Raw genomic sequence first — 20,812 nt, 5'->3', positions numbered from 1 at the left:
TATTTGGCCTTGATCATGTCTTGCCAGGAATATTGGTAGTTATTGAGTGATAATTGCATAAAGATCTATTTTTGACGTTGTGCCGGTTGTGCTGATGCTGTAAATGGCGGTTAGATCACTTGGTTTGTTGTCGATAATTATGTCAAGCTCTATCATCCAGGATGATATGGATGGTGTTTTGGGGTTTGTGAATATCGTGATTGAATCGGTTAGTATGTATCCCTTGGTTGGTGGTGATATGTGGGAGAGGTCGGATGGCCAATTGCTGCTGTTAAAATAATCGCGGAGCGCTGTTCTCAAGTGTTCTGGTTTGACTTGAGTAATTAATTCTTCTTCCTCTAGTCTTTCAAATTCATTGAGTGCAATGAGTTTGTTAATATATATGATTGTCTCAATTATTTCTTCCGTGATGGGCGGCGTTGTCATTTTTTTCTACCTCGTGAGGTTCGGTTGCCAGGAATTCTGGTTTGTGTATTTGGTTTAACGTTAAGTCTAGTTAGGTCGGCGTCTGCAAACATAATGTGGCATCGTGATTCCTCTGGGCTCAAGCCAGCCCTTCTAAGCGCTCGATATCCCACTATTCGCTCAGAACCGTAGGTTCCACCTGTTCCTTTCTGGCGCTGAGACTGGGTCGCATTATAGTGCTCTGTACCTGGAATGTTGGGCGGTCCTTCTAATTGGACAGAATAGGCAGTCTCCCCTTTGCCGTACCCTGGAATATTTAGCATTGCCGCCTTCTGAATGACGTGGTGGGAGTCTTTCGCTACTTGATTGTACGGCCCAGAGTCTCGGCCCGATGCAGCTATGATATTTATGCAGTCGGCTAGTGTCAGGCACTTTAGAGAGCTCTGTAGGCCGTATGGGTCTATCCATTCGATGGGGTTTGGAGCGAAATTATATATGTTTAGACCACCCGCGAAGCCAAGCGGGTCTTTTCCTATGAAACGCCCAGTTGTTGGTTCATAATGCCTGTACCGATTGTAGTGTAGTTTTGTTTCAGTATCGATATATTGGCCTTGGAATGCGAAGGGGGCTGAGGGTTGAGGATGATTTGAGGGGCTTGTTGTGAGCCCCAGGATTTGTAGGCACCCAACCACTCGATTCTACCAACTGAATTGGTTATTTCCTGAGGAATACCGAGGTGATTGCACTGATACCAAGCAAATGAGTCGAACGGCTTCGGTGTTGGCTTCTGCTGCCAAACCGGATCTCGGCCGATGGTATATGGGAAGTCGTAGTGCGGCTGATGCAGCATCTCCTCCATGTGATTCATCACCCCTTGCGCGACCGGAACAAAGGTCCCCGGTTCAAACACATAGTGCGTAGTCCGCCCCTTCCCATCCCGCCCGCGCTGCTCGAACGCCAGCGTATCGCCGTCCCAGATGAACAGCGTCAGATCACAGCCCAGCTTTTCATCCAGCGCTCGCCGCGCATTCTCGTTCCAGACCGGTCCAGCCTGTAACCGTTTGCGGTACTTCGAGCGCGAATCCTTGTAGACACGGCGGCCTAATGCGTCATAGCCAAATTCGACAACCAGCCGCTCATCTTCGTAGCGCCGCAGCCGGTCATACAGGTCCCAGGTAAACTTGCCTGTCTTGCCGTTCTCAATCCGCTCCTGCAGGTTGCCGCGCTCGTCGTACCGATACTGCGTGCCGCAGTAGCTGCGCAGCACGTTGTCCATCAGCTTGTGCGGCGAGTGCGGATTAGGATTGGGTGGTGCCTCGGGGTCCAGCAGGTTGCTCGCCGGGTCGAAGGCGAAGGTTTCCTTCTCGTAGTTGTGGCTGGCTTCAAGCAAACGGCCAACCGGGTCGTAGCGATAGTGCAGGTCGCCACGGTTGAGGTCGTTGATGTGGTACAGCTGGCCGGCTTCGTCATAACGGTAGCTGCGCGCCGCTATGCGTCTGGATTCACCTTGGCGAGCCAGCGTCTGTTCCAGCAACTGGCCATTCGGGCTCCAGGTCTGGCGCTGGACTAGGCCATTGCCCTGCACCCGGCCGATCTCCCGGTGCAGATCATCTCGTTCGTAGCTGATCAGCTCCTGGTCATCGAGTTTGAGCGCGAGCAAGTGGCCGCTGCCGTAGGTCAGCCAGCTGACCTTGTGCCCATCGGGGCGGGTGGTGGCGATGCGTTGGTTGAGGGCGTCGTACTCATGCCTGAACACGGCAACCTGTGGCTTGACCAGATAATCCAGCCACTGATGCTCGCGCGTGTTGTTGCCGGCAGCATCGTAGAACCATTGCAGCCGGCAGATACCGTTGTTGGCCGCCAGCAGGTTGCCATTGCCGTCATAGGCAAAGGTTTCAACCTCCCACTTGTCACCGCCACGCCGAGCGGCCTTGCGCTGGATGAGCCGGCCCATGGGGTCGTATTCGAAGTGCGTGGTCCGGTCGCCATCCACGCGGCGGGTGGGCAGATTGCTGCCGTTGTCGTAGAGGTAGTGAGTGGTCTCCTTGTCGAAGCCGGTTTGACCAGATACTGGGTCAGCGTTCCCCACTGACGCTCGCGGAACAGTTCCTCGAGCAACTGCGGCACGGGGCGGTGCTGGAAGATGCGCCAGTCCGACTGCAGGCCGGCGCGGGCCAACTGCGGTTCGACAATGGCGCGGTAGCGGGTGCGGCGGTGGCCGGTCCTGCCCTGTTCAAAGCTGCTGATCAGGCCATGCACGTGACGGACCGGTTGCTGCTGCTGCCAGATGGTCAGCACGGCGGGGTGGTCGAGCAGGGTGGCGAAGTCGGCATCGTCAGCGAAGCTCACCAGTTCGACTTCCAGGCGATACAGCTGGCTGACGCCCTCGGTCAGCTTGAACGACACGACATCAAACTGAATGGCTTCGTCGGCTGGGGTACTGAAGGTAAAGCGCACATCATTCAAGTTGCTCATGCGTACTCCTGCGGTTCATCCCATCGGGCAGGTTCATAAAGCGGATGCGTTATAGAACGCGAGGCGAAAGTTGAACTCACGACCGTAGCGAGGAATCCATTCCTAGTCGTGACAGCTGCTTCCTAAAAACTTGTAGGAAGTTTCGCTAAATGCAGTATCTATATTGTTCTGGACAAAGCCGTACTTGCTGCGCCCATCGGCACAGTGACTCTTGAGTCATGTCAGTTCGGCGTTGCCGAATCTATTGCTGCAGCATCGTCTGCAGTGACGCCAGTACTTGCTGGGTAATGCCGTCAAGTTTGGTGGTGAAGTACAGATACAGGCCCGTGCAGAACACCCCCATTACGGCCCAGGGCGTCCACCAGGGCAGTTGGCGGTTCATGCGGTAATGCCGGGGCGCGACATTGGTGAGAGGATCGGTCAGGCGTTGCGATTCGGCTTCGGGGCCATGCAGTTCAACGATCCGGTCATGGACCCGCTTGAGCCAGGCGGCCAGTTGCTCATCGCCATTGGTCTGGTTGGCGTACTTGCCGCGGTAGCCCAGTGCCAGGCACCAGAACAGGAACACAAACAGGTCGTAGCGTTTTTCGGGGGCGTCCAGCAAGCGTTCGAGCACGCTGAAGAATTTCTCGCCACCCCAGGTTTCCTGATGGATGGCGCTGAGCAAGGACTGGGCTTTCCAGGACGAGTCGCGCCCCCAGGGGGTGGTCATCACGGCTTCATCGACCACGCAACACAAGCAGTAGGAAAACACCACGCGGTCGCCTTCGTCGCAGTGTTCAAGCTGACGTACCTGCTCGACCATGCCGTGGATCATGTTCTTGACGTGGGCATGCAACTGCTCGACGTGGTCATGGTGTTCGGTGCCTTCCAGGCGAATGACCAGGCCAAACAGGGGAGAGGCGATGTCGAAGAGGGGGAATGTGGTGTTCGAGCGAGTGTCGAACCCCAGCGCGTCGACATGAGGGAACAGTTCGCTGAGTGGGGGCGATTCGCGTGCGTCTGCTTTGTCCTTGTTATAGGAGATATCGGTTTTTACGGTCATGTGTAAATCCCCTTGATCGTATCGCGGTCCATGTTTTGCTGTAGGTCGGACAACAAGATAAGGCTGTAGAATATACGCTTTAGAATCGATTTCATTCGGTGGGGCGTAAAAACAGAAGGTGCTGTAAGAAACTTCCTATTAATAGGCCGGCTGTTTAATCGCGCGGCGAAACATAAAGTTCCATGTGCCGTGATTGGAAGGGTAAATATTGGCGGGGTTATTAAAGTGATGGCCAGTGAAATGCCGAAAGGCCGACATCCACAGCGAACTGTGCATCTCGGCCTTTCGAAGATGAGGGGCTTCGCGCCCCCCAAATGCATCAACGCTTAGGGTTGAGCGTCAGGTGCACGTGACGGTTCACGTCCTTGTACAGCAGGTAGCTGAACTTGCCTGGGCCGCCGGCGTAGCAGGCTTGCGGGCAGAAGGCGCGCAGCCACATGAAGTCGCCGGCTTCCACTTCGACCCAGTCCTGGTTCAGGCGGTACACCGCCTTGCCTTCCAGCACGTACAGGCCGTGTTCCATCACATGGGTCTCGGCGAACGGGATCACCCCGCCCGGCTGGAAGGTGACGATGTTCACGTGCATGTCGTGGCGCATGTCGGCCATGTCGACGAAGCGGGTGGTGACCCAGCGGCCTTCGGTGCCCGGCATCTCGATGACGGTGGCGTTGTCACGGTGAGTAACGAACGACTCGGGAACGTCCAGGCCTTCGACCTTCTGGTAGTGCTTGCGCAGCCAGTGGAAGGTGACGTTGGACTTGCTGTTGTTGCGCAGGCTCCACTCGGCGCCCGGGGCCAGGAAGGCGTAGCCGCCCGGTACCAGGGTGTGGTGCTTGCCTTCGACGGTGATGTCCAGTTCGCCTTCGACGATGAACACCACGGCTTCGGCGTTCGGGTCCAGCTCAGGGCGCTCGCTGCCGCCTTCCGGAGCCACTTCGACGATGTACTGGGAGAAGGTTTCGGCAAAGCCGGTCAGCGGGCGGGCGATGACCCACATGCGCATCTTGTCCCAGAACGGCAGGTGGCTGGTGACGATGTCACGCATCACGCCCTTGGGGATGACGGCATAGGCTTCGGTGAACATGGCACGGTCAGTCAGCAGCTCGGTCTGAGCCGGGTGCCCACCGTGGGGGGCGAAGTACGAATGGTTCGACATGGACGATCTCGACTTGTTGTTCTCTCCCCATGCCGTGAACCGCACCGGCCGGTGCGGCGCAGGGGATGTGGCGACAGAATAGGGTCGAGCGCGCGCTATCTACAAATTAAATGTTGGAATACCCGGTATTTGCCGGCTGAATGCGAACCTGACGGCCAGCGTGCCCTTCCTGCAAGCGGTCGCCCTGGCCGAACAGCTTGTGGCGCAAGGTGCCGTCGGCATAGCTCAGCGGGTAGCGGCCACGGCGTTGCAGTTCGGGCACCAGCAGCTCGACCACCTGGGCCAGGTCGTCCGGTTGCACCGCGTAGGTCAGGTTGAAGCCATCGATGCCGGTCTGGTCCAGCCAGCTTTCCAGCTGGTCGGCCACCTCGCTGGCAGCACCCACCAGCACCGGGCCACGGCCGCCCAGGCCGACGAACTCGGCGGCTTCGCGCACGGTCCAGCGGCGGTTCGGGTCGGCAGCGGTGAAGGCTGCCAGGGCTGCGCGACCGGCATCGTTCTCGACGTATTCGATGGGCGCATCGGGGTCTAGGTCGGCAAAGTCGATGCCGGTCCAGCCTGACAGCAGCGCCAGGGCGGCGTCCAGGTCGACATGGCGGCGGTACTCGGCGAAGCGCGCCTCGGCCTCTTCCCGGGTGGGGGCGACGATCAACAGCGCCTGGGCGTAGATCAGCACCTCGTCACGGCCACGCCCGGCCGCCTCGCTGGCCTCGCGGATGCCGTCGGCGTAGCGGCGCAGTACCGTGGGTGTCGGCCCGCTGATGAACACGCATTCGGCGTGCCGTGCCGCGAACTGCTGGCCGCGTGCCGAAGCACCGGCCTGGAACAGCACCGGCGTGCGTTGCGGCGAAGGTTGGCACAAGTGCATGCCAGGCACCTGGAAGTGCTCGCCCACATGGTTGATGGGGTGCACCCGGGCGGGTTCGATGTAGCGCCCGCTGTCACGCTCCAGCAGCACAGCGTCGTCGTCCCAGCTTTTCTCCCACAGTTTGTAAAGCACCTGCAGGTATTCCTCGGCCAGGTCATAGCGCTGGTCGTGGCCCAGCTGGCGCGCCAGGCCCAGGTTGCGCGCGGCGCTGTCGAGGTAGCCGGTGACGATGTTCCAGCCGACCCGGCCATTGCTCAGGTGGTCGAGCGTGGACATGCGTCGGGCGAACGGGTAGGGGTGTTCGTAGGTGAGCGAGAAGGTGACGCCGAAGCCCAGGTGCTCGGTAACCCCGGCCATGGCCGGCACCAGCAGCAGCGGGTCGTTGACCGGCACCTGCACGCCACCGCGCAGAGCGGCTTCGGGGCCGCCCTGGTAGACGTCGTAGATGCCCAGTACATCGGCGATGAACAGGGCGTCGAACAGGCCGCGTTCGAGCAGGCGGGCCAGGTCGGTCCAATAGCCCAGGCGGTTGAAGGCCACGCTGGTGTTGCGTGGGTGGCGCCACAGGCCGGGGGACTGGTGGCTGGCGGCGTTCATGCTGAAGGCGTTGAAGCGGATCGGGCGGGGCATGGGGGCGCTCCGCTCAAGGCAACACGGAAGCCGGGTAGACCGCGTCGGCCACCTGCAGCTTGCGTGGAATCAGGCCCAGGCCCTGGAAGGTATCGGCCAGCTTCTGTTGCTCGGCAACGATCTGCGGGGTAATGGCCACGGCGTTGTAGTTGCGCCGCTCACTGGCCACTTGCAGCACGTTGGCGTTGATCCCCAGCTGCGGGGCCAGCAGCGCGGCAACTTCCGCAGGCTTGGCATTGGCCCACTGGCTGACCTTGCCCAGTTCGGCGAAGAAGGTCTTCAGCAAAGCGCGGTGCTGGTCGGCGAAGCTGGCGGTGGACAGGTAGAAGGTACGGTTGTTGGACAGGCCGCTGCCGTCGCGCAGGTTCTTCAGGCCTGGCTGGCTTTCTGCGGCGGCGAGGAACGGGTCCCACAGGGTCACGGCCTGGACGCTGCCCGATTGCAGTGCCGCCAAGGCATCGGCGGCGTTGTTGACGTAGGCCGGGGTGATGTCCCGGTAGCTGAGGCCGGCCTGTTCCAGGGCAACGGCCAGCAGGTACTGGGCGTTCCAGCCGCGGCCGGTGGCCACGCGCTTGCCCTTGAGGTCTTGCACGCTGGCCAGGTGGTCCTGCTCGCGCACTATCAGGCCGATGCCGCGTGGGTAGGGTTGCTCGGCGGCCAGGTACACCACCGGCTTGCCTGCGGCCTGGGCGAACACCGAGGGTGCGTCGGCAGCATGGCCGAGGTCGATGGCGCCAGTGCTCAGGGCTTCGAGTAGTTGCGGGCCGGCGGCGAACTCGTGCCAGCTGACTTTCACGCCTTGCGGCGCCAGTGCCTTCTCCAGGGCGCCACTGCCCTTGAGGATGTTGATGCTGTTGAATTTCTGGTAGCCGATGCGCAGGGTTTTGGCTTCGTCGGCCAGGGCTTGAGACCAGGGCAGCAGGGTACTGGCGACACTGGCCAGCAAGCCGCCGATCAACAGACGGCGCAGGGGGGAGAAGGCACGGGTGGGCATGGGCATTGCTCCTTGAGTCGGATGGGATGCGATGTGCCCAGACTAAGGAGGTGGCGTTTGGCTTTCAATTTTTATATTCCTGCTTGTTAGATTGTTTTGTTATTTTTATATCCTTTTGTTTTGTAATGATTGGTCCATTTCGACATTTTTTTCACATTCGCTTGCTAGGCTCCCCCGGCATTCCCGAGGAGCCCTACATGCCGCACATCCTGCGCAAGCGCAGCACCCGCATCGCCCTGGCCGCCACCGCCGGCCTGCTCACAGCCACCCTGGGCTTCTTCGCCTGGCAGAGTTTCTACCCGGTCCAGGCCGCCTCCGGCTGGGGCGTCGAGGTGCTGCACCGCGATGTGACCAAGGCCGCATCGCTGTTGCTGCAAGCCGATGGCAGCCTGCTGGTCAGTCGCGAACTGGACGATGGCCGTGGCAGCATCCTCAAGATTACCGCCCAGGGCAATCGGGTGGTGGTCATCGACAATTTGTCCAAGCCCGACGGCATGGTGGCAGCGCAGGGAGGCTGGGTGTTCAGCCAGGAAGGCGGGCTTGCCCCGGTCAGCCTGGCCCGTGATGGCCAGGTCACGCGCTTGTTCGACGGCGAGAGCGTGCAGGGCCTGTGGAACGACGGCGAGCACCTGTACGCCATCGAGGACCGCAAGGGCAATGGCCGTTTGATGCGCTATGACTGGCGCAGCGGCCAGCTCGATGTGCTGCGCTCGGGCCTGACCGAAACCGAAGGCCTCACCCGCTGCAGTGACGGGCGTTTGCTGTATACCGAAAAGGCCAGCGGCAAGGTCCGCGCCCTGTCCGACGATGGCCAGGACCCGGTGGTGGTCGATGGCCTGCGCAACCCGACGTTCCTGTTCTGCGACCAGCGCGGTTTGTGGATCAGCGAAGACAACACCCACCGGGCCCGGTTGCTGCGCATTGACGCCGACGGCACGCGGCAGACCATGCTGTCGTTCCTCAAGGCGCCCCAGTCGATCGTCGCTGATGGCAAAGGCGGATACCTGCTAGCCGAAGGCGGGCGCAACCGCGTGCTGCACCTGAGCCCGCCGCTGGAACGCGATACCGCCCAGCACGACTGACCCTGCGCTTAGCTGGGCAGGCGCGGTTTGCGGGTGGGCAGCAGGCCCAGTACCAGCATGCAGCCAAGCAGGATCACCAGGCCCCCGGTGGCCTGCAACAGGCTCACGGCTTCATCGAGGAGCAAGGCGCCGACCAGCACGGCCACCAGCGTGACCACGAATTCCACGCTGATGGCGCGGGTGGCGCCGATGCGTGCCACCAGGCCGAAGTACAGCACGTAGGTAGTGGCGCTCATCACCGCACCGCTGACCAGCAGGTAAAGCCAGTCGCTGGCTTGCGGCACGCTGGGTACCGGCACCACCAGCAGCAGGGGCAGGGTCAGCAGCCCGCCGGCCAGGAACGCGCCGCCGGTGACCGTCCACGGGTCCTGGCCGCGCAGGTGCAGGCTGGCGTAATTGCTGCCGTAGGCAGCGCTGATGCAGCCGAGTAGCGAGGCGATACAGCCGTGAATGAAGTCGTCATCGATCGGCCGGGCCGGGAAGCCCACCAGGATGACGATGCCGACAACGCCCAACAGCAGCCCGGCCAGCCCTTGCGTGGTAATTTTCTCCAGCCCCCAGGCCCGCCCGATCAGCATCGAGAACAGTGGAATGGTGGCGACGAGAATTGCCGACATTGCCGTGCCGATGCGCGGAGTGGCGTATGACAGGCCAATCAGCTGCCCGGCCACGGTGGTGGTACCGACTACCAGCAAAGGGACCAGCAACGGGCGCAGGCGCAGCGCCCGGCCCAGCAGGGCGGCGAGGATGGCCAGTGTGCCACCGGCAATTAGTGCCCGCAGGCAGACCGCGCCAACCCAGCCAAAGGCATGCACCACCTTGAGCACCACCAGGAAGGAAAAGCCCCAGGCAATGGCCAGGAACAGGTAGGCGGCAAGGTCGCGCGGTTGCATGGGGCAGGGTCCATCCAGGGCAGGAGGCAAGCAGGCTAGCGGGTTGTGGCCGAGTAATTCAAGGCCGGCCAGCAGCCGTGGGTGATGGCTACCCGACCAACAGCGCGCTTCCCTGCATGGCCGCGCTCGCGGATAATCCCCGTATTCCAATAAACAGCCTGTGAGTAGGTATGAGTGATTCCGTAGTCAGCCTCGGCCAGCCTGAAACCGAAGGGGGGCGCAAGACGCGCAAGAACAACCCCGAGAAAACGCGCGAGGACATCCTCCAGGCCGCCATCCACGAGTTCGTCCAGCAAGGGCTGGCCGGTGCCCGCGTCGACGCCATCGCCGAGCGCACCGCCACCTCCAAGCGCATGATCTACTACTACTTCGGCAGCAAGGAGCAGCTGTACTGCGAGTGCCTGATCAAGCTGTACGGCGACATCCGCAAGACCGAGCAAAGCCTGGACCTGGAGTCGCTGCCGGCCGAGCAGGCGATCCGCCGGCTGGTGGAGTTCACCTTTGATCACCACGACCGCAACGTCGATTTCGTGCGGATCATCTGCACCGAAAACATCCACTATGGCGAGTACGTCAAGCAGTCGCCGGCCATTCGCGAAATGAGCAGCCTGGTGCTCCAGGCCTTGGGCAATACCCTGCGCCGCGGTGTGCAGGAAGGTGTGTTCCGCTCGGGTATCGAGGTCATCGACCTGCACATGCTGATGAGCTCGTTCTGCTTCTACCGTGTGTCGAATCGCCACACCTTTGGTGAGATCTTCCAGATCGACCTGTCCGATGAGCAGGTCAAGCTGCGTCACAAGGTCATGATTTGTGATGCTGTGCTGCGGTACATCCAGATCGAGCGCCGCCCCTGAAGGTTTTCCAGTGCCTGGCTGGCCTCTTCGCGGGTAAACCCGCGAAAGGGCCGGCCCAGGCGATACCTCAACAAGCCTTGAACCTCACTCACCCAGGCGCTGCTCACGCGACGGCGGGTAGCCAAAGTACGCCGCATAGCATTTGCTGAAGTGCGACACCGAAACAAACCCGCAGGCCACTGCCACTTCCATCACCGACAGGTCGGAATACTGCAGCAGGCGGCGGCTTTTGGTAATGCGTAACTCCATGTAGTAGCGTCGTGGCGAAGTACCCAGCTGAGCCTGGAACAGGCGGTCGATCTGCCGGCGCGAGCGCCCGCTGTAGGCAGCCAGTTGGTCGAGGCTGAGGGTTTCCTCGAGGTTGTTCTCCATCAGCTCGACGATGGTGCGCAGGTGCAGGCTCATGGACTTCTTCGCGCCCGGGCCGACCTGGCGGTAGCGGGCACCGGAGAACGAAAGGATCTCCTCGACGCCTTCGGCCAGGCCGTCGCCATACAGCCGGCGCACCAGGCCGAGCATCAGCTCCATGGCGCCATTGGGGCTGGCGGCGCTGAGGCGGTCGCGGTCGAGGGTGAAGCTGGCCGGGGTGATCCGCGTTTGCGGGCTGCGCTCGGACAGGCTGGCGCGCTGCTCGGGGTGGATACTGCAGCCATAGTCGTCCAGCACCCCGGCGCGGCCGAGGAACCACGCGCCATTCCACAACCCTCCCAGGGCCATGCCGTGGGCCGCGCAATCGTCCAGCAGCCGGTCAAGCTCCGGGTACTTCAAGGGCGTGCGCAAGCCGCCGCAGATCACCAGCAGGTCCAGCTCCTTCAGCGCCTCGGCGGACAACTCGGTAGCCACCAGCTCCAGCCCCAGGTCGCTGAGCACGCGGTCACCTTCCAGCGATAGCGGGGTGAACTGGAAGCTGTCGGCGCGCAGCAGGTTGGCCGTGACCAGTACGTCCATGGCCACGGTGAAGCTGGCCATCGAAAAGTGTTCGAGCAATACGAAATCGACCCGATAGGGGGCCTGGGCATTGGCGCTGGTGGACTTCAGCCGCAGCATGTTGCTGGTGCTGGTCTTCTTGCTGAACTGGCGTGGCGTGGGCACTCTGGACTCCGCTTCCTGGCTGGCCTGGAGAGTGTGGCGGGAGGTCGGGGGAAAGACAATCTCCCGGGTGGCCATGTCGTATTCCAGGTCGTATTCAGGCAACCTGTCTGGCTTGGCACGTTGCCGCTATGCTGATGCTCCCGTCACTGAGGATGCCCCTGATGAAATACGCCGCTGCCCTGTTGCTTTGTCTGATGCCATTGCTGGCCAGTGCCCTGGAACCCGGCGACAAGCTCGCCCCGTGGACGCTGCTGGACCAGTACGACCAGGCCTACAGCCTCGACGCCGGTACACACATTCTGCTGGTGGCGCGCGACATGGACGGTGCCAAGCTGGTGAAGGCGGCACTGGCCGAACAGCCCAAGGGTTACCTGGAAGCGCGCGATGCGGTGTTTGTTGCCGACATCCAGCGCATGCCGGCGCTGATCAGCAAGCTGTTCGCCATCCCCGCCATGCGCGATTACCACTACCGGGTGCTGCTTGACCGTGAAGGGCGGGTGGCCAGCCGTTATCCCGGGCAGGATGGCCAGGTGCAGTGGTTGCAACTGGAGCAGGGCAAGCTGGTGAACCAGCGAGCGTTTGCCGATGCGCCGGCGTTGAAGGCGGCGCTGGAGAATGCACCACAGCATTGAGTGAAGCCCCTGCGTTGCGTCCTGTGGAGATGGCACTCATGTGCGCAACCTGTGGGAGCGGCCTTGGAGCCGTACGATCTGCCAAATCAATCTGAACCCTCGGCAGCCTCTGCAACCCAACCCATTACATGTCAAATGGGAGAGCGCTCATGGAAATCGGAACGATCTGGATCGTCATCGCGGCCTTTGTGGTCCTGCTGGAAATCTGGGCCATCTGGCACATCATCGGCAGTGACCGGCGCGCCGAGCGCAAGATGCTGTGGATCGTCTTCGTGGTCTACGCGCCATTCCCCGGCTTGCTGTTCTGGGCCTGGCGCGGGCCTCGCGCGGTGAAGGGCAGGGCGGTACTGCAGGAAAAATGACGGTGTGCGGCATCAGGCTGTGGGCCTGATGCCGCACATACGCTACGCAATGTCGAAGCGGATTGCTGGCCCCAGCCCATCCACCATCAGGCAGCCGTAGAACTTCACTTTCGACAATACCCGCAGGCCCTTGAGCTCCTCGTGGATGCGATCACGGACAAGCCTCTCGGCTTCGAGGGCCTTGTCAGACGTTGAAATGCTGGCGAGCTGCACCAGCCCGAGCAGGGTGGTTTCGATGTGTTCCACGGTGTCCAGCCCGATGTTCTCGCGCAGGTGCTGGCGCGCCTGTGCCGCATCGTATTCGTCCCGCTGCGGGTCGCGTGGCTTGATGGTGTAGGCGAGTAGAAATTCATGTTTGCTCATGGTGTTTTCCTTGTTGCATGCAGGCCTCCATGCCGGGTCTTGTAATCTAGCGCCTGATGGCCACTGCGCATACAGACGCGTGGTTCACGAAAGCCAGTGCGCTGTGCGAAACGTCCTACACTGCGGTGCCGCGCTTCGCGTTAGCCGTCTCTTTCGCGCTTGACCTCAAGTTAACTCAAGGTCCGATACTCCGTCGTTCTTTCAACTGATCGAGGGCTTACCGTGAGTCATTCAACCGCGTTCCAGCTGAGCAACCCCGAAGGCCTGTACGACCCCAGCGGCAATGCCTATTCCCATGTCGCCGAAGTTCATGCCGACAGCCGCCTGCTGTTCATCGCCGGTCAGGGCGGGGAGAACCGCAACGGGCAACTGTCGCCGCTGTTCGCCGAGCAGGCGCGCCAGGCGCTGGCCAACCTGGAGATTGCCCTGGCCTCGAAAGGCGCCAGCCTGGCCCAGGTGTTCAAGCTGACCCTGCTGATCGTCGAGCATTCCGAAACGCGCCTGCGTGAGTGGGTAATCGAGGCTGACAAGGCCTGGGGCTCGTCCATGAAACCGACCTGCACGCTGATCCCGGTACCCCGGCTGGCGCTGGACGGCATGCTGGTGGAGATTGAGGCGGTAGCAGCGCTGTAGATGTAGGCGATTCGGTGGTGGCGCCAGCTAAACACAGTGTTGTATATCGGTGCTGGCCCTATCAGCATGGCCGCTATAACAACAATTGATCTCAGAGGTGACCACACCATGAGCACCGGCGCCACCACGCGCGCCGACCGCAAGGCCTGGGTCTGGCCTGCACTTTTCAGCCTGGTGGCCTTCGCTGCCAATTCGGTGTTCTGCCGGCTGGCGCTGAAGGACGGGGCCATCGATCCGGCATCCTTCACCGTGGTTCGCCTGACTCGCCTGACCAGTGGTGCGCTGTTCCTGCTGCTGTTGCTCCGCCTGCGCAAACCTGCGCTCGCCATGGGTGGCAGCTGGCGGGGTGGCCTGGCCCTGTTCCTGTACGCGTTCCTGTTTTCTGCGGCGACCCTGCAGCTCAGCGTCCCGGTGATTGCGGCGTTGGGCGGGGTTGGCCTGATCGGTGAGCCATTGTCGTTGCGCTTGCTGGTGGCATGCGTGGTGGTGCTGGGCGGTATCGCCCTGGCGCTGGCGCCGCGCCGTTGAAGGGGGGAGGGGCGTGGCAGGGCATGCCTGTCGAGGCCTGCAGTGCATGGCTGACTATAATGGATCAACCTCACCTCGGAGCCCGTTACGGGAGGCAACCACTGGCGACTCACTCAGCCTCTGGTCGAACGGTCAGCGTCGGTGGCTTCGGTCACCACAGGCAGGTTGCCGGCACGCTGGATCACCCGGCGTTGCTGCTCATAGTCGTCCAGCGACAGGCCACGGCGTTGCAGCGCTTCCAGTTGCAGTTGACGGGTTTCTTCGGCGGTGTAGGGGCGCAGTTCGGGGTGGCTGGCGCAGCCGCTGATGATGGCGATGGCAAAAACGGCAAGGTTGGCGGACAGCAGGCGGGCCAGGGTGTTCATCAGGTAGCTCCAGGGGCCGGGGTCGTGAGCGGCGAGTCGATGGAGCTAGGTTATTCGGCCATGTCGTTCGGCAGAAATTGCCATTCTCGATAGTGACTATCGATGGTTCCAGGGGAACCGGGAGGGTGCGATGGGGCAAGCCGAGCAACCGCGCAAATGGGGCGTGCTGGAACCGATCGACCGGATCACCGAAGTCATCTTCGGCCTGTTGATGGCGATGACCTTCATTGGCTCGCTGAGCGTGGCCACGGCAGGGCGCGAAGATGCCCGGCTGATGCTGATTGCTGCGTTCGGCTGCAACCTGGCCTGGGGCCTGGCCGATGCGGTCATCTATTTGCTGCGTACCTGGACCGAGCGCACCCGTAGCCGGACCTTGTTGGCCCGCCTGCAAGCCGGTGAAGCCAGCCAGGGGCGCAGGCTGATTGCCGATGCGCTGCCAGAGCGCATCGGCCTGGCACTGGATGAAGACGGCCTGGAGATGCTGCGCGGGCGGATGCTGCGTGATGCTGCCCGCCCGCTGCCGGTACGCCTGGGTCTGGATGATCTCAAGGCAGCCCTGGCCACTTTCCTGTTGGTGGTGTTGGCAACCTTCCCGATGGTCATTCCATTCCTGCTGATCGAGACCACCGGTACGGCCATTCGCGTGTCGAACCTGGTCGCCCTGGCCATGCTCTTCCTTGCGGGCTGGCTGCTGGCACGCTATTCCGGTGGCCGCACCCTGTTGACCGGCGTGGTCCTGGCAGCGGTCGGGGCGGCGCTGATCATGGCGATCATCGCCCTGGGCGGCTGAGCATCGCCCGTTCAGTATTTTATATCACGGGCGCGCTCACGGCCTTGCTGCTTGGTGTGGCGTTTGTCCTGCCGGCAGCCGGCGTTGCTTTGCTGGTCGGCGTGGCGGCAGTCCTGTTTGGTCTGCCGCGCGTCCTGGCGGGTTTCCTGCCGCACATCACGGGCCTCGCGGCGCCGTTCGGCGCGGTCGGTGGCCGCCCAGGCCGAGGTGCAGAGCACGGCCAGCATGGCGGCGGCGATGAGGCGGGGCGTGTTCATTGGGGCGGGCTCCTTTTTGAATAGGGTTCTTGTGCATGTGCCGGCCTCTTCGCGGTCCCGCCCGCTCCCACAGGATCACCACAGGTTTGAACATTGTGGAGTACCTGTGGGAGCGGGCATGCCCGCGAAAGGGCCGGTACAGTCAATTACAGATCTCAGCCCAGCCCTGGTATAGATTCAAAAGCAGCAACCACCCCCACCCTTAGAGCGCGAAAAGTTTGCGTCCCCGCATCTGGCCAAAAGCAGCGCCATTGCTACCCTTAACCCACGTGTTCCGACCTCGTGGGGAGAAGCGATGCGCATGCCATTGTCTGCGGTCCTGTCGGTGATCCTGTATCTGAGCGCTACGCCCGGCCTGGTGCTGGCAGAAGACGTACCTGCACCCGACCCGGCACCACAAGCCGACACGGTCGCGGCCAAGGACCCTGTGTTCACCCAGGAGCAACTGGACCAGATGCTCGCGCCCATCGCGCTGTACCCCGATGCGCTGCTGGCCCAGGTATTGATGGCGTCCACCTACCCGGGGCAGGTGAGCGAAGCGGTGACCTGGTCCAAAGCCAACCCCAAGACCTCTGGCGACGATGCGGTCAAGAAGGTGGCGAACCAACCCTGGGACCCGAGCGTACAAGCGCTGGTGGCCTTCCCGCAGGTGCTGGCAACCCTGGGTCAGGACCCGGTCTGGGTACAGCGTCTGGGTGACGCCTTCCTCGCTCAGCCCGACGATGTCATGGGCGGCGTGCAGCGCCTGCGTCACCAGGCCCAGGCCGCCGGCAACCTGCAGAGCAACCAGTACCAGAACGTGACCGTGCAGACTGCACCCGCACCCGCCCCGGCACCGGCCTCCAGCGGCAGCAGTACCCAGGTGGTCACTGCCAGCAGCCCGCCCACCACCATCATCATCGAGCCGGCCGACCCGCAAGTGGTGTACGTGCCCAGCTATAACCCGACCACCACCTACGGCACCTGGGCCTACCCGGCCTCGCCGCCGGCGTATTATCCGCCACCGCCCATGTACTACCCCGGCTCCGCGCTGGTGGCGGGCCTCGCCTTCGGTACCGGCGTAGCGATCGTCGCCTCGCTGTGGGGCGACTGTGACTGGGGCAACAACGACATCGACATCGACGTCAACCGCTACAACAACATCAACGGCAACAACCGCATCACCAACAACCAGAACAAATGGCAGCACAACGCCGCCAACCGCGACGGCGTGCCGTATCGCGACTCCCGCAGCCGTCAACAGTACGGCCGCCAGCTGGACGGAGCCACCCAGCGTACAGCCTTCCGCGGCGACGACACCCAGCGCGCCCAGGCGCGGGACAAGGCCAGGGCGTCGATGGACCGGGCCGGTATCGAACGGCCGGCTACCAGCAACCGACAGGCACGCCAGCAGATGCGCGAGGCGCAGGCGGGCAATTCGGTCGGCAACCGCATGCAGCCCCGTAGCGACAACCCGAGGGCAACCGACCGCCGACAGGAGTCCCGCAATAGCCAGGCCCGGCAGCAGAACAACCAGGTGAATCAGCACAGGCAGGGCGAAGGCCAAGGGCGGCAGCTGGCGCAAAACCGGCCCTCCAATACAGCCGGCCGGGCGCGTAACAATGCCTTCGCCGGCGTGCGTTCGCCCTCGCGCACCAGTGCGCAGGCCAGCCGCGGCCGCACCAGCCAGTCGTTCGCCCAGCGCCCGAGCGCATCGCGCGCCGCCGGGCATCAGATTTCCCGGCCCAGTGCGCCCGCACGCCGCGGGGGAGGTGGCCGTCGATGAACCGTCAATCGATAGCGGCACTGGTACTCGCAGCCGGTATGGCCTGGTCAACCCTGGCCGCTGCGCAGGAAGCTTTCCCGACACCGGAGAAAGCCGTGGAATCCTTTGTTGCGGCGCTGGGCGAGGAGAAACCCGATGAAGCCCGCCTGGCCCAGTTGCTGGGCGATGACTGGCGTACCTACATACCGCGCGGTGGTGTGCAACGCAGTGACGTGGACACGTTCCTGGAGCAGTATCGCGCGCAGCACAGCATCGATATGTCGGGGGCGAAGGCCATCCTCGCGGTGGGCAGTGATCACTGGACGTTGCCCATACCGTTGACCAAAGGCAGCCAGGGTTGGCGTTTCGACCTCAAGGCCGGCGGCGCCGAAATCCGCGCCCGGCGCATTGGCCGCAACGAGCTGGGTGCCATGCAGTCGATGCTGGCCTACCACGATGCGCAGATGGACTACGCCACCCAGGACCACAACGGCAACGGTGCGCTGGAATACGCACAGAAGATTTTCAGCGAGCCCGGCAAGCATGACGGGCTGTACTGGGATGACGACGGCGACGGCCAGGTCAGCCCGCTGGGCCCGTTGTTCGGCCAGGACATGGTCGGCGACGCCTGGTATGGCTACCACTTCCGCATCCTTGATGCACAAGGCCCATCCGCCCCCGGCGGTGCCTACAGCTACCTGATCGGCAATCAGATGAGCCGCGGCTTCGCCATGGTTGCCTGGCCGGCAAAGTACGATGACACCGGGGTGATGAGCTTCATGATCAGCCATGACGGCGAGGTGTTCGAGAAAGACCTCGGGCCGCACGGTGACAAGCTGGCCAAGGAGATGAAACGCTTTGACCCGGATGACAGCTGGAAGGTGGTGGACGTGCCGGCAGGGGATTGACCCTGTAGGATCTGGCAAGCAATAAAGGTCTATTGCCCCAACATCTGCCGCACCAGCCACTGCCCAGCCGGCCCGAGCGCGCGCCGGCTCGACCAGACCACATCCATATCAACCCGCCGGGGGTACCCGGCCACCTGCAACTCCACCAGCCCAGTGCCAAACCGGGCCACCAGCGCCCTGGGCAGTTCGGCCCAGCCGAACCCGCGCACGGCGAACTCCAGCAGGGTGAGGTAATCCGGTGCCGACCAGGCCTGGCCGCGACCGTGGTGCAGGCTGGGGGCATAGGTCTTGATATACAGCTGCCGTACGCTCTCCAGGTGCTGCATCTGCACCTGAGGCAAAGCTGCCAACGAATGCCCGCTGGCCACGTACACGCCAAACTCGGCCTGCTCGGGCAGGCGCGCCACGGCGACGTCAGCGGGGTAGCTGGGCTGCGTGGCAAGAATGCCGATATGCGCCAGGCCCTGCTGGATCAGCTCAATCACATCGGCATCTTCCGACGGGCCGCAGCGCAGTTCGGTATGCGGGTAGTGCTGGGCGAAGCGGGCCATCACCGCGCCCTGGAAGGTCACGCTGTAGCTGTCCGACATCACCACCGACACCAGTGCCTCGACGTTTTCCGCCAGGCGCACCGCCAGGGCATCGAGCTGGGCGCTGGCATCGAGGATCGCCTCGACATGGCTCAGCACCTGCCGCCCGGCCTCGTTCAGCGTGGGGTGGCGGCCGCTACGGTCGAACAGCGGGCAACCCACATCAGCCTCGAAATTGGCGATGGCAATGCTGACGGTGGACTGGCTTTTGCGCAGCTTGCGCGCCGCAGCGGAAAACGAACCCAGCGATGCGGCTTCGACAAAGGCGACCAGAGCTTCGGGTGAGTAGCGCATGGTATTGATAAAACCGATGGTAGCTATTTCGCGAGTATCGGTTCTGTCAAAGAAAATAGGAAGCACGACTCACGCAATGGATGGAATTTGCAATGAAAAACGTGTCTTTCACCGAACGCCTGATTCACGCCGTCGGTTATGAAGTGTTCGCCGTGCTGCTGTGTGCGCCGCTGTTGTCCTGGGTCATGGGCAAGTCGCTGGCGACGGCGGGGGCGCTGGCGGTGACCCTGTCGGTGATCGCCATGCTGTGGAACATGGTCTACAACGCGCTGGTCGATCGCTACGTGCAGGCCGAGCGTATCCACTGGAAGGCCCGCGCACGCTTTGTGCACGGCCTGGGCTTCGAGGCCGGGCTGGTGGTGTGGTGCCTGCCGGTGGCGGCGTGGATGCTGGATATTTCGTTGCTGCAGGCGTTCATGGTGGAGTTGGGCTTCTTCGTGATCATCTTGCCCTACACCGTGCTGTACAACTGGGCCTTCGACAAAGCCCGGCACCTGCTGATGCAGCGTCGCCTTGCATAAATGTTTTGCCGATGCAGGCCCCATTGTGGGAGCGGCCTTGTGTCGCGAAAGGGCCGCAAAGCGGCCCTAGGAATTCAGCGCAGTTGCAAAAATTTCTGGGGCTGCTCTGCAGCCCTTTCGCGACACAAGGCCGCTCCCACAATGGGGCCCGCGTCAACCAATGAAAAACGGGGCATGCCATTGCTGGCATGCCCCGTTTTCAAACCGCTAAAGTGCCTCAGGCGACCTTGACGATCCAGCCTGCCGGTGCTTCCACATCACCGCTCTGGATACCGGTCAGCTCGTTGTAGAGCTTCTGGGTAACCGGGCCGACCTTTTCCAGGTCATGGAACACGTGCAGCTTGCCGTTGTACTCGATGCCGCCGATCGGGGTGATCACCGCAGCAGTACCGCAGGCGCCGGCTTCGACGAAGCGGTCCAGCTTGTTGATTTCCACATCGCCTTCGATCACGGTCAGGCCCAGGCGCGATTGCGCCAGTTCCATCAGCGACAGGCGGGTGATGCCTGGCAGCACCGAGGCCGATTTCGGGGTGACGAACTCGTTGTTGGCGGTGATGCCGAAGAAGTTGGCCGAACCGACTTCCTCGATCTTGGTGTGGGTCAGCGGGTCGAGGTAGATGGCGTCGGCGAAGTTGGCTTTCTTCGCTTCAGCGCCCGGCTGCAGGCTGGCCGCGTAGTTGCCACCGACCTTGGCCGCACCGGTGCCTTGCGGGGCGGCGCGGTCGAAGCTGGAAATCTGGAAGTTGTGTGGCTTCATGCCGCCCTTGAAGTACGAGCCAACCGGGATGGCGAAGATCGAGAAGATGAACTCGGGGGCGGTGCGCACGCCAATGTTGTCACCGGTGCCGATCACGAACGGGCGCAGGTAGAGGGCGCCTTTGCCATGCGGTGGCACGAACTTCTCGTTGGCCTTGACCACTTGCTTGCACGCCTCGATGAACACATCGGTTGGCACCTGTGGCATCAGCAGGCGGGCGCAGCTGCGCTGCATGCGGGCAGCGTTCTGGTCCGGGCGGAACAGGTTGATCGAACCGTCCTTGCAACGGTAGGCCTTGAGGCCTTCGAAGCACTGCTGGCCGTAGTGCAGGGCCGTGGAGCCTTCACTGATGTGCAGTACGTTGTCTTCGGTCAGGGTGCCCTTGTCCCACTCGCCATTGCGCCATACGGACAGGTAGCGTTTGTCGGTCTTGATGTAGTCGAAACCCAGCTTGTCCCAATTAATGCTTTCGTTGCTCATGACACCCTCATTGTCTTGCAAGTGCCCGATCGCTCGGGCTGCTGTTATATGCGCACCACGCCACCATAATACATCCGTGGCGGATCGGGAACGG

At 62.3% G+C, this 20,812-nt stretch carries 24 protein-coding genes and 1 pseudogene; 10 read left to right on the top strand and 15 right to left on the bottom strand.

Annotation, left to right across the window (positions count from 1 at the left end; genetic code table 11):
* Positions 1-39 precede the first annotated feature (39 nt).
* The 8 genes and pseudogenes from A4C63_RS26385 to A4C63_RS20500 all read right to left on the bottom strand — a co-directional run bounded on the left by A4C63_RS26385 (position 40) and on the right by A4C63_RS20500 (position 7,573).
* Positions 40-426, bottom strand: a complete 387-nt coding sequence (locus A4C63_RS26385) for a hypothetical protein (RefSeq protein WP_156510899.1) — start codon at positions 424-426, stop codon at positions 40-42.
* Positions 423-1,007, bottom strand: coding sequence for an RHS repeat-associated core domain-containing protein (locus A4C63_RS27115; RefSeq protein WP_371106117.1), 585 nt, complete (start codon positions 1,005-1,007; stop codon positions 423-425). The genes A4C63_RS26385 and A4C63_RS27115 overlap by 4 nt, the downstream gene beginning before the upstream one ends.
* Positions 938-2,494, bottom strand: coding sequence for an RHS domain-containing protein (locus A4C63_RS26945; RefSeq protein ID WP_063914317.1), 1,557 nt, complete (start codon positions 2,492-2,494; stop codon positions 938-940). Before A4C63_RS26945 ends, A4C63_RS27115 begins: the two co-directional genes overlap by 70 nt.
* Positions 2,495-2,547: 53 nt before the next feature.
* A pseudogene (locus A4C63_RS27110) lies at positions 2,548-2,880 on the bottom strand (contractile injection system protein, VgrG/Pvc8 family); the annotation flags it as partial.
* A gap of 241 nt (positions 2,881-3,121) precedes the next feature.
* Positions 3,122-3,925 (bottom strand): type IVB secretion system protein IcmH/DotU, encoded by an 804-nt coding sequence (gene icmH / locus A4C63_RS20515; RefSeq protein ID WP_082888381.1) that lies wholly within the window; start codon positions 3,923-3,925, stop codon positions 3,122-3,124.
* Positions 3,926-4,244: 319 nt separating this feature from the next.
* On the bottom strand, positions 4,245-5,081 hold the full coding sequence (locus tag A4C63_RS20510) for a bifunctional allantoicase/(S)-ureidoglycine aminohydrolase (RefSeq protein WP_013972924.1): 837 nt from the start codon (positions 5,079-5,081) through the stop codon (positions 4,245-4,247).
* Between the two features lie 106 nt (positions 5,082-5,187).
* Positions 5,188-6,579 (bottom strand): LLM class flavin-dependent oxidoreductase, encoded by a 1,392-nt coding sequence (locus A4C63_RS20505; protein WP_063914315.1) that lies wholly within the window; start codon positions 6,577-6,579, stop codon positions 5,188-5,190.
* Positions 6,580-6,592: 13 nt separating this feature from the next.
* Positions 6,593-7,573: an aliphatic sulfonate ABC transporter substrate-binding protein gene (locus A4C63_RS20500; protein ID WP_063914314.1), complete on the bottom strand. Its 981-nt coding sequence runs from the start codon at positions 7,571-7,573 to the stop codon at positions 6,593-6,595.
* A 197-nt stretch (positions 7,574-7,770) separates the two neighbouring features.
* On the opposite strand from A4C63_RS20500, the gene A4C63_RS20495 reads away from it, so the two are divergent.
* Complete coding sequence (locus A4C63_RS20495) at positions 7,771-8,655, top strand: hypothetical protein (protein WP_063914313.1); 885 nt, start codon at positions 7,771-7,773, stop codon at positions 8,653-8,655.
* An 8-nt stretch (positions 8,656-8,663) separates the two neighbouring features.
* On the opposite strand, the gene A4C63_RS20490 is transcribed toward A4C63_RS20495, so the two are convergent.
* The gene (locus A4C63_RS20490) at positions 8,664-9,548 is read right to left on the bottom strand and encodes a DMT family transporter (RefSeq protein WP_063914312.1); all 885 of its coding nucleotides are present in this window, start codon (positions 9,546-9,548) and stop codon (positions 8,664-8,666) included.
* 170 nt (positions 9,549-9,718) lie between these two features.
* Here A4C63_RS20490 and A4C63_RS20485 point away from each other — a divergent pair, with 170 nt between their 5' ends.
* On the top strand, positions 9,719-10,402 hold the full coding sequence (locus tag A4C63_RS20485) for a TetR/AcrR family transcriptional regulator (RefSeq protein WP_063914311.1): 684 nt from the start codon (positions 9,719-9,721) through the stop codon (positions 10,400-10,402).
* Positions 10,403-10,486: 84 nt separating this feature from the next.
* Here A4C63_RS20485 and A4C63_RS20480 read toward each other — a convergent pair whose 3' ends face one another.
* Positions 10,487-11,494, bottom strand: coding sequence for a GlxA family transcriptional regulator (locus tag A4C63_RS20480; RefSeq protein ID WP_063914310.1), 1,008 nt, complete (start codon positions 11,492-11,494; stop codon positions 10,487-10,489).
* Positions 11,495-11,655: 161 nt separating this feature from the next.
* On the opposite strand from A4C63_RS20480, the gene A4C63_RS20475 reads away from it, so the two are divergent.
* Both A4C63_RS20475 and A4C63_RS20470 read left to right on the top strand, forming a co-directional pair.
* Positions 11,656-12,126: a hypothetical protein gene (locus A4C63_RS20475; protein ID WP_063914309.1), complete on the top strand. Its 471-nt coding sequence runs from the start codon at positions 11,656-11,658 to the stop codon at positions 12,124-12,126.
* Between the two features lie 149 nt (positions 12,127-12,275).
* Positions 12,276-12,488, top strand: a complete 213-nt coding sequence (locus A4C63_RS20470; RefSeq protein ID WP_063914308.1) for a PLDc N-terminal domain-containing protein — start codon at positions 12,276-12,278, stop codon at positions 12,486-12,488.
* Between the two features lie 42 nt (positions 12,489-12,530).
* Here the strand turns inward: A4C63_RS20470 and A4C63_RS20465 are convergent, their stop codons facing one another.
* Complete coding sequence (locus tag A4C63_RS20465) at positions 12,531-12,851, bottom strand: hypothetical protein (protein ID WP_063914307.1); 321 nt, start codon at positions 12,849-12,851, stop codon at positions 12,531-12,533.
* A gap of 222 nt (positions 12,852-13,073) precedes the next feature.
* Here A4C63_RS20465 and A4C63_RS20460 point away from each other — a divergent pair, with 222 nt between their 5' ends.
* Positions 13,074-13,484, top strand: coding sequence for a RidA family protein (locus tag A4C63_RS20460; protein WP_063914306.1), 411 nt, complete (start codon positions 13,074-13,076; stop codon positions 13,482-13,484).
* Positions 13,485-13,592: 108 nt separating this feature from the next.
* Positions 13,593-14,012: a hypothetical protein gene (locus tag A4C63_RS20455; protein WP_063914305.1), complete on the top strand. Its 420-nt coding sequence runs from the start codon at positions 13,593-13,595 to the stop codon at positions 14,010-14,012.
* 113 nt (positions 14,013-14,125) lie between these two features.
* Here A4C63_RS20455 and A4C63_RS20450 read toward each other — a convergent pair whose 3' ends face one another.
* The gene (locus A4C63_RS20450) at positions 14,126-14,377 is read right to left on the bottom strand and encodes a hypothetical protein (protein WP_063914304.1); all 252 of its coding nucleotides are present in this window, start codon (positions 14,375-14,377) and stop codon (positions 14,126-14,128) included.
* A gap of 130 nt (positions 14,378-14,507) precedes the next feature.
* On the opposite strand from A4C63_RS20450, the gene A4C63_RS20445 reads away from it, so the two are divergent.
* Positions 14,508-15,167 carry a VIT1/CCC1 transporter family protein gene (locus A4C63_RS20445; protein ID WP_063914303.1) on the top strand — a complete coding sequence of 220 codons (660 nt, stop codon included), beginning with the start codon at positions 14,508-14,510 and terminating at the stop codon, positions 15,165-15,167.
* An 11-nt stretch (positions 15,168-15,178) separates the two neighbouring features.
* Here the strand turns inward: A4C63_RS20445 and A4C63_RS20440 are convergent, their stop codons facing one another.
* Positions 15,179-15,424 carry a hypothetical protein gene (locus tag A4C63_RS20440; RefSeq protein WP_063914302.1) on the bottom strand — a complete coding sequence of 82 codons (246 nt, stop codon included), beginning with the start codon at positions 15,422-15,424 and terminating at the stop codon, positions 15,179-15,181.
* Between the two features lie 295 nt (positions 15,425-15,719).
* Between A4C63_RS20440 and A4C63_RS20435 the strand changes: the two genes are divergently transcribed.
* Together A4C63_RS20435 and A4C63_RS20430 are read left to right on the top strand one after the other, a co-directional pair.
* On the top strand, positions 15,720-17,189 hold the full coding sequence (locus tag A4C63_RS20435) for a DUF3300 domain-containing protein (protein ID WP_063914301.1): 1,470 nt from the start codon (positions 15,720-15,722) through the stop codon (positions 17,187-17,189).
* On the top strand, positions 17,186-18,076 hold the full coding sequence (locus A4C63_RS20430) for a DUF2950 domain-containing protein (RefSeq protein WP_063914300.1): 891 nt from the start codon (positions 17,186-17,188) through the stop codon (positions 18,074-18,076). Before A4C63_RS20435 ends, A4C63_RS20430 begins: the two co-directional genes overlap by 4 nt.
* Positions 18,077-18,105: 29 nt before the next feature.
* Here A4C63_RS20430 and A4C63_RS20425 read toward each other — a convergent pair whose 3' ends face one another.
* Positions 18,106-18,960 carry a LysR family transcriptional regulator gene (locus tag A4C63_RS20425; protein WP_063914299.1) on the bottom strand — a complete coding sequence of 285 codons (855 nt, stop codon included), beginning with the start codon at positions 18,958-18,960 and terminating at the stop codon, positions 18,106-18,108.
* Between the two features lie 92 nt (positions 18,961-19,052).
* Here A4C63_RS20425 and A4C63_RS20420 point away from each other — a divergent pair, with 92 nt between their 5' ends.
* Positions 19,053-19,481, top strand: a complete 429-nt coding sequence (locus tag A4C63_RS20420) for a multidrug/biocide efflux PACE transporter (RefSeq protein ID WP_063914298.1) — start codon at positions 19,053-19,055, stop codon at positions 19,479-19,481.
* A gap of 217 nt (positions 19,482-19,698) precedes the next feature.
* Here the strand turns inward: A4C63_RS20420 and A4C63_RS20415 are convergent, their stop codons facing one another.
* On the bottom strand, positions 19,699-20,718 hold the full coding sequence (locus tag A4C63_RS20415) for a branched-chain amino acid aminotransferase (RefSeq protein WP_046614378.1): 1,020 nt from the start codon (positions 20,716-20,718) through the stop codon (positions 19,699-19,701).
* Positions 20,719-20,812: the final 94 nt, after the last annotated feature.

The organism is Pseudomonas sp. p21, from assembly GCF_001642705.1.
GTDB lineage: Bacteria > Pseudomonadota > Gammaproteobacteria > Pseudomonadales > Pseudomonadaceae > Aquipseudomonas.
Note: the sequence above shows the minus strand (reverse complement) of the source record. Positions and strands in the feature narration are given on the sequence as shown.

Excerpts from the sequence above, each read along its gene's own strand:
- A4C63_RS20495 (WP_063914313.1), top strand. The coding sequence starts at position 7,771 with ATGCCGCACATCCTGCGCAAGCGCAGCACCCGCATCGCCCTGGCCGCC.
- A4C63_RS20485 (WP_063914311.1), top strand. The coding sequence starts at position 9,719 with ATGAGTGATTCCGTAGTCAGCCTCGGCCAGCCTGAAACCGAAGGGGGG.
- A4C63_RS20475 (WP_063914309.1), top strand. The coding sequence starts at position 11,656 with ATGAAATACGCCGCTGCCCTGTTGCTTTGTCTGATGCCATTGCTGGCC.
- A4C63_RS20425 (WP_063914299.1), bottom strand. The coding sequence starts at position 18,960 with ATGCGCTACTCACCCGAAGCTCTGGTCGCCTTTGTCGAAGCCGCATCG.
- A4C63_RS20490 (WP_063914312.1), bottom strand. The coding sequence starts at position 9,548 with ATGCAACCGCGCGACCTTGCCGCCTACCTGTTCCTGGCCATTGCCTGG.
- A4C63_RS20465 (WP_063914307.1), bottom strand. The coding sequence starts at position 12,851 with ATGAGCAAACATGAATTTCTACTCGCCTACACCATCAAGCCACGCGAC.
- A4C63_RS20470 (WP_063914308.1), top strand. The coding sequence starts at position 12,276 with ATGGAAATCGGAACGATCTGGATCGTCATCGCGGCCTTTGTGGTCCTG.
- A4C63_RS20415 (WP_046614378.1), bottom strand. The coding sequence starts at position 20,718 with ATGAGCAACGAAAGCATTAATTGGGACAAGCTGGGTTTCGACTACATC.
- A4C63_RS20450 (WP_063914304.1), bottom strand. The coding sequence starts at position 14,377 with ATGAACACCCTGGCCCGCCTGCTGTCCGCCAACCTTGCCGTTTTTGCC.
- icmH (WP_082888381.1), bottom strand. The coding sequence starts at position 3,925 with ATGACCGTAAAAACCGATATCTCCTATAACAAGGACAAAGCAGACGCA.
- A4C63_RS20420 (WP_063914298.1), top strand. The coding sequence starts at position 19,053 with ATGAAAAACGTGTCTTTCACCGAACGCCTGATTCACGCCGTCGGTTAT.
- A4C63_RS20430 (WP_063914300.1), top strand. The coding sequence starts at position 17,186 with ATGAACCGTCAATCGATAGCGGCACTGGTACTCGCAGCCGGTATGGCC.
- A4C63_RS20440 (WP_063914302.1), bottom strand. The coding sequence starts at position 15,424 with ATGAACACGCCCCGCCTCATCGCCGCCGCCATGCTGGCCGTGCTCTGC.
- A4C63_RS26385 (WP_156510899.1), bottom strand. The coding sequence starts at position 426 with ATGACAACGCCGCCCATCACGGAAGAAATAATTGAGACAATCATATAT.
- A4C63_RS20500 (WP_063914314.1), bottom strand. The coding sequence starts at position 7,573 with ATGCCCACCCGTGCCTTCTCCCCCCTGCGCCGTCTGTTGATCGGCGGC.
- A4C63_RS20510 (WP_013972924.1), bottom strand. The coding sequence starts at position 5,081 with ATGTCGAACCATTCGTACTTCGCCCCCCACGGTGGGCACCCGGCTCAG.
- A4C63_RS20505 (WP_063914315.1), bottom strand. The coding sequence starts at position 6,579 with ATGCCCCGCCCGATCCGCTTCAACGCCTTCAGCATGAACGCCGCCAGC.
- A4C63_RS20445 (WP_063914303.1), top strand. The coding sequence starts at position 14,508 with ATGGGGCAAGCCGAGCAACCGCGCAAATGGGGCGTGCTGGAACCGATC.
- A4C63_RS20435 (WP_063914301.1), top strand. The coding sequence starts at position 15,720 with ATGCGCATGCCATTGTCTGCGGTCCTGTCGGTGATCCTGTATCTGAGC.
- A4C63_RS20455 (WP_063914305.1), top strand. The coding sequence starts at position 13,593 with ATGAGCACCGGCGCCACCACGCGCGCCGACCGCAAGGCCTGGGTCTGG.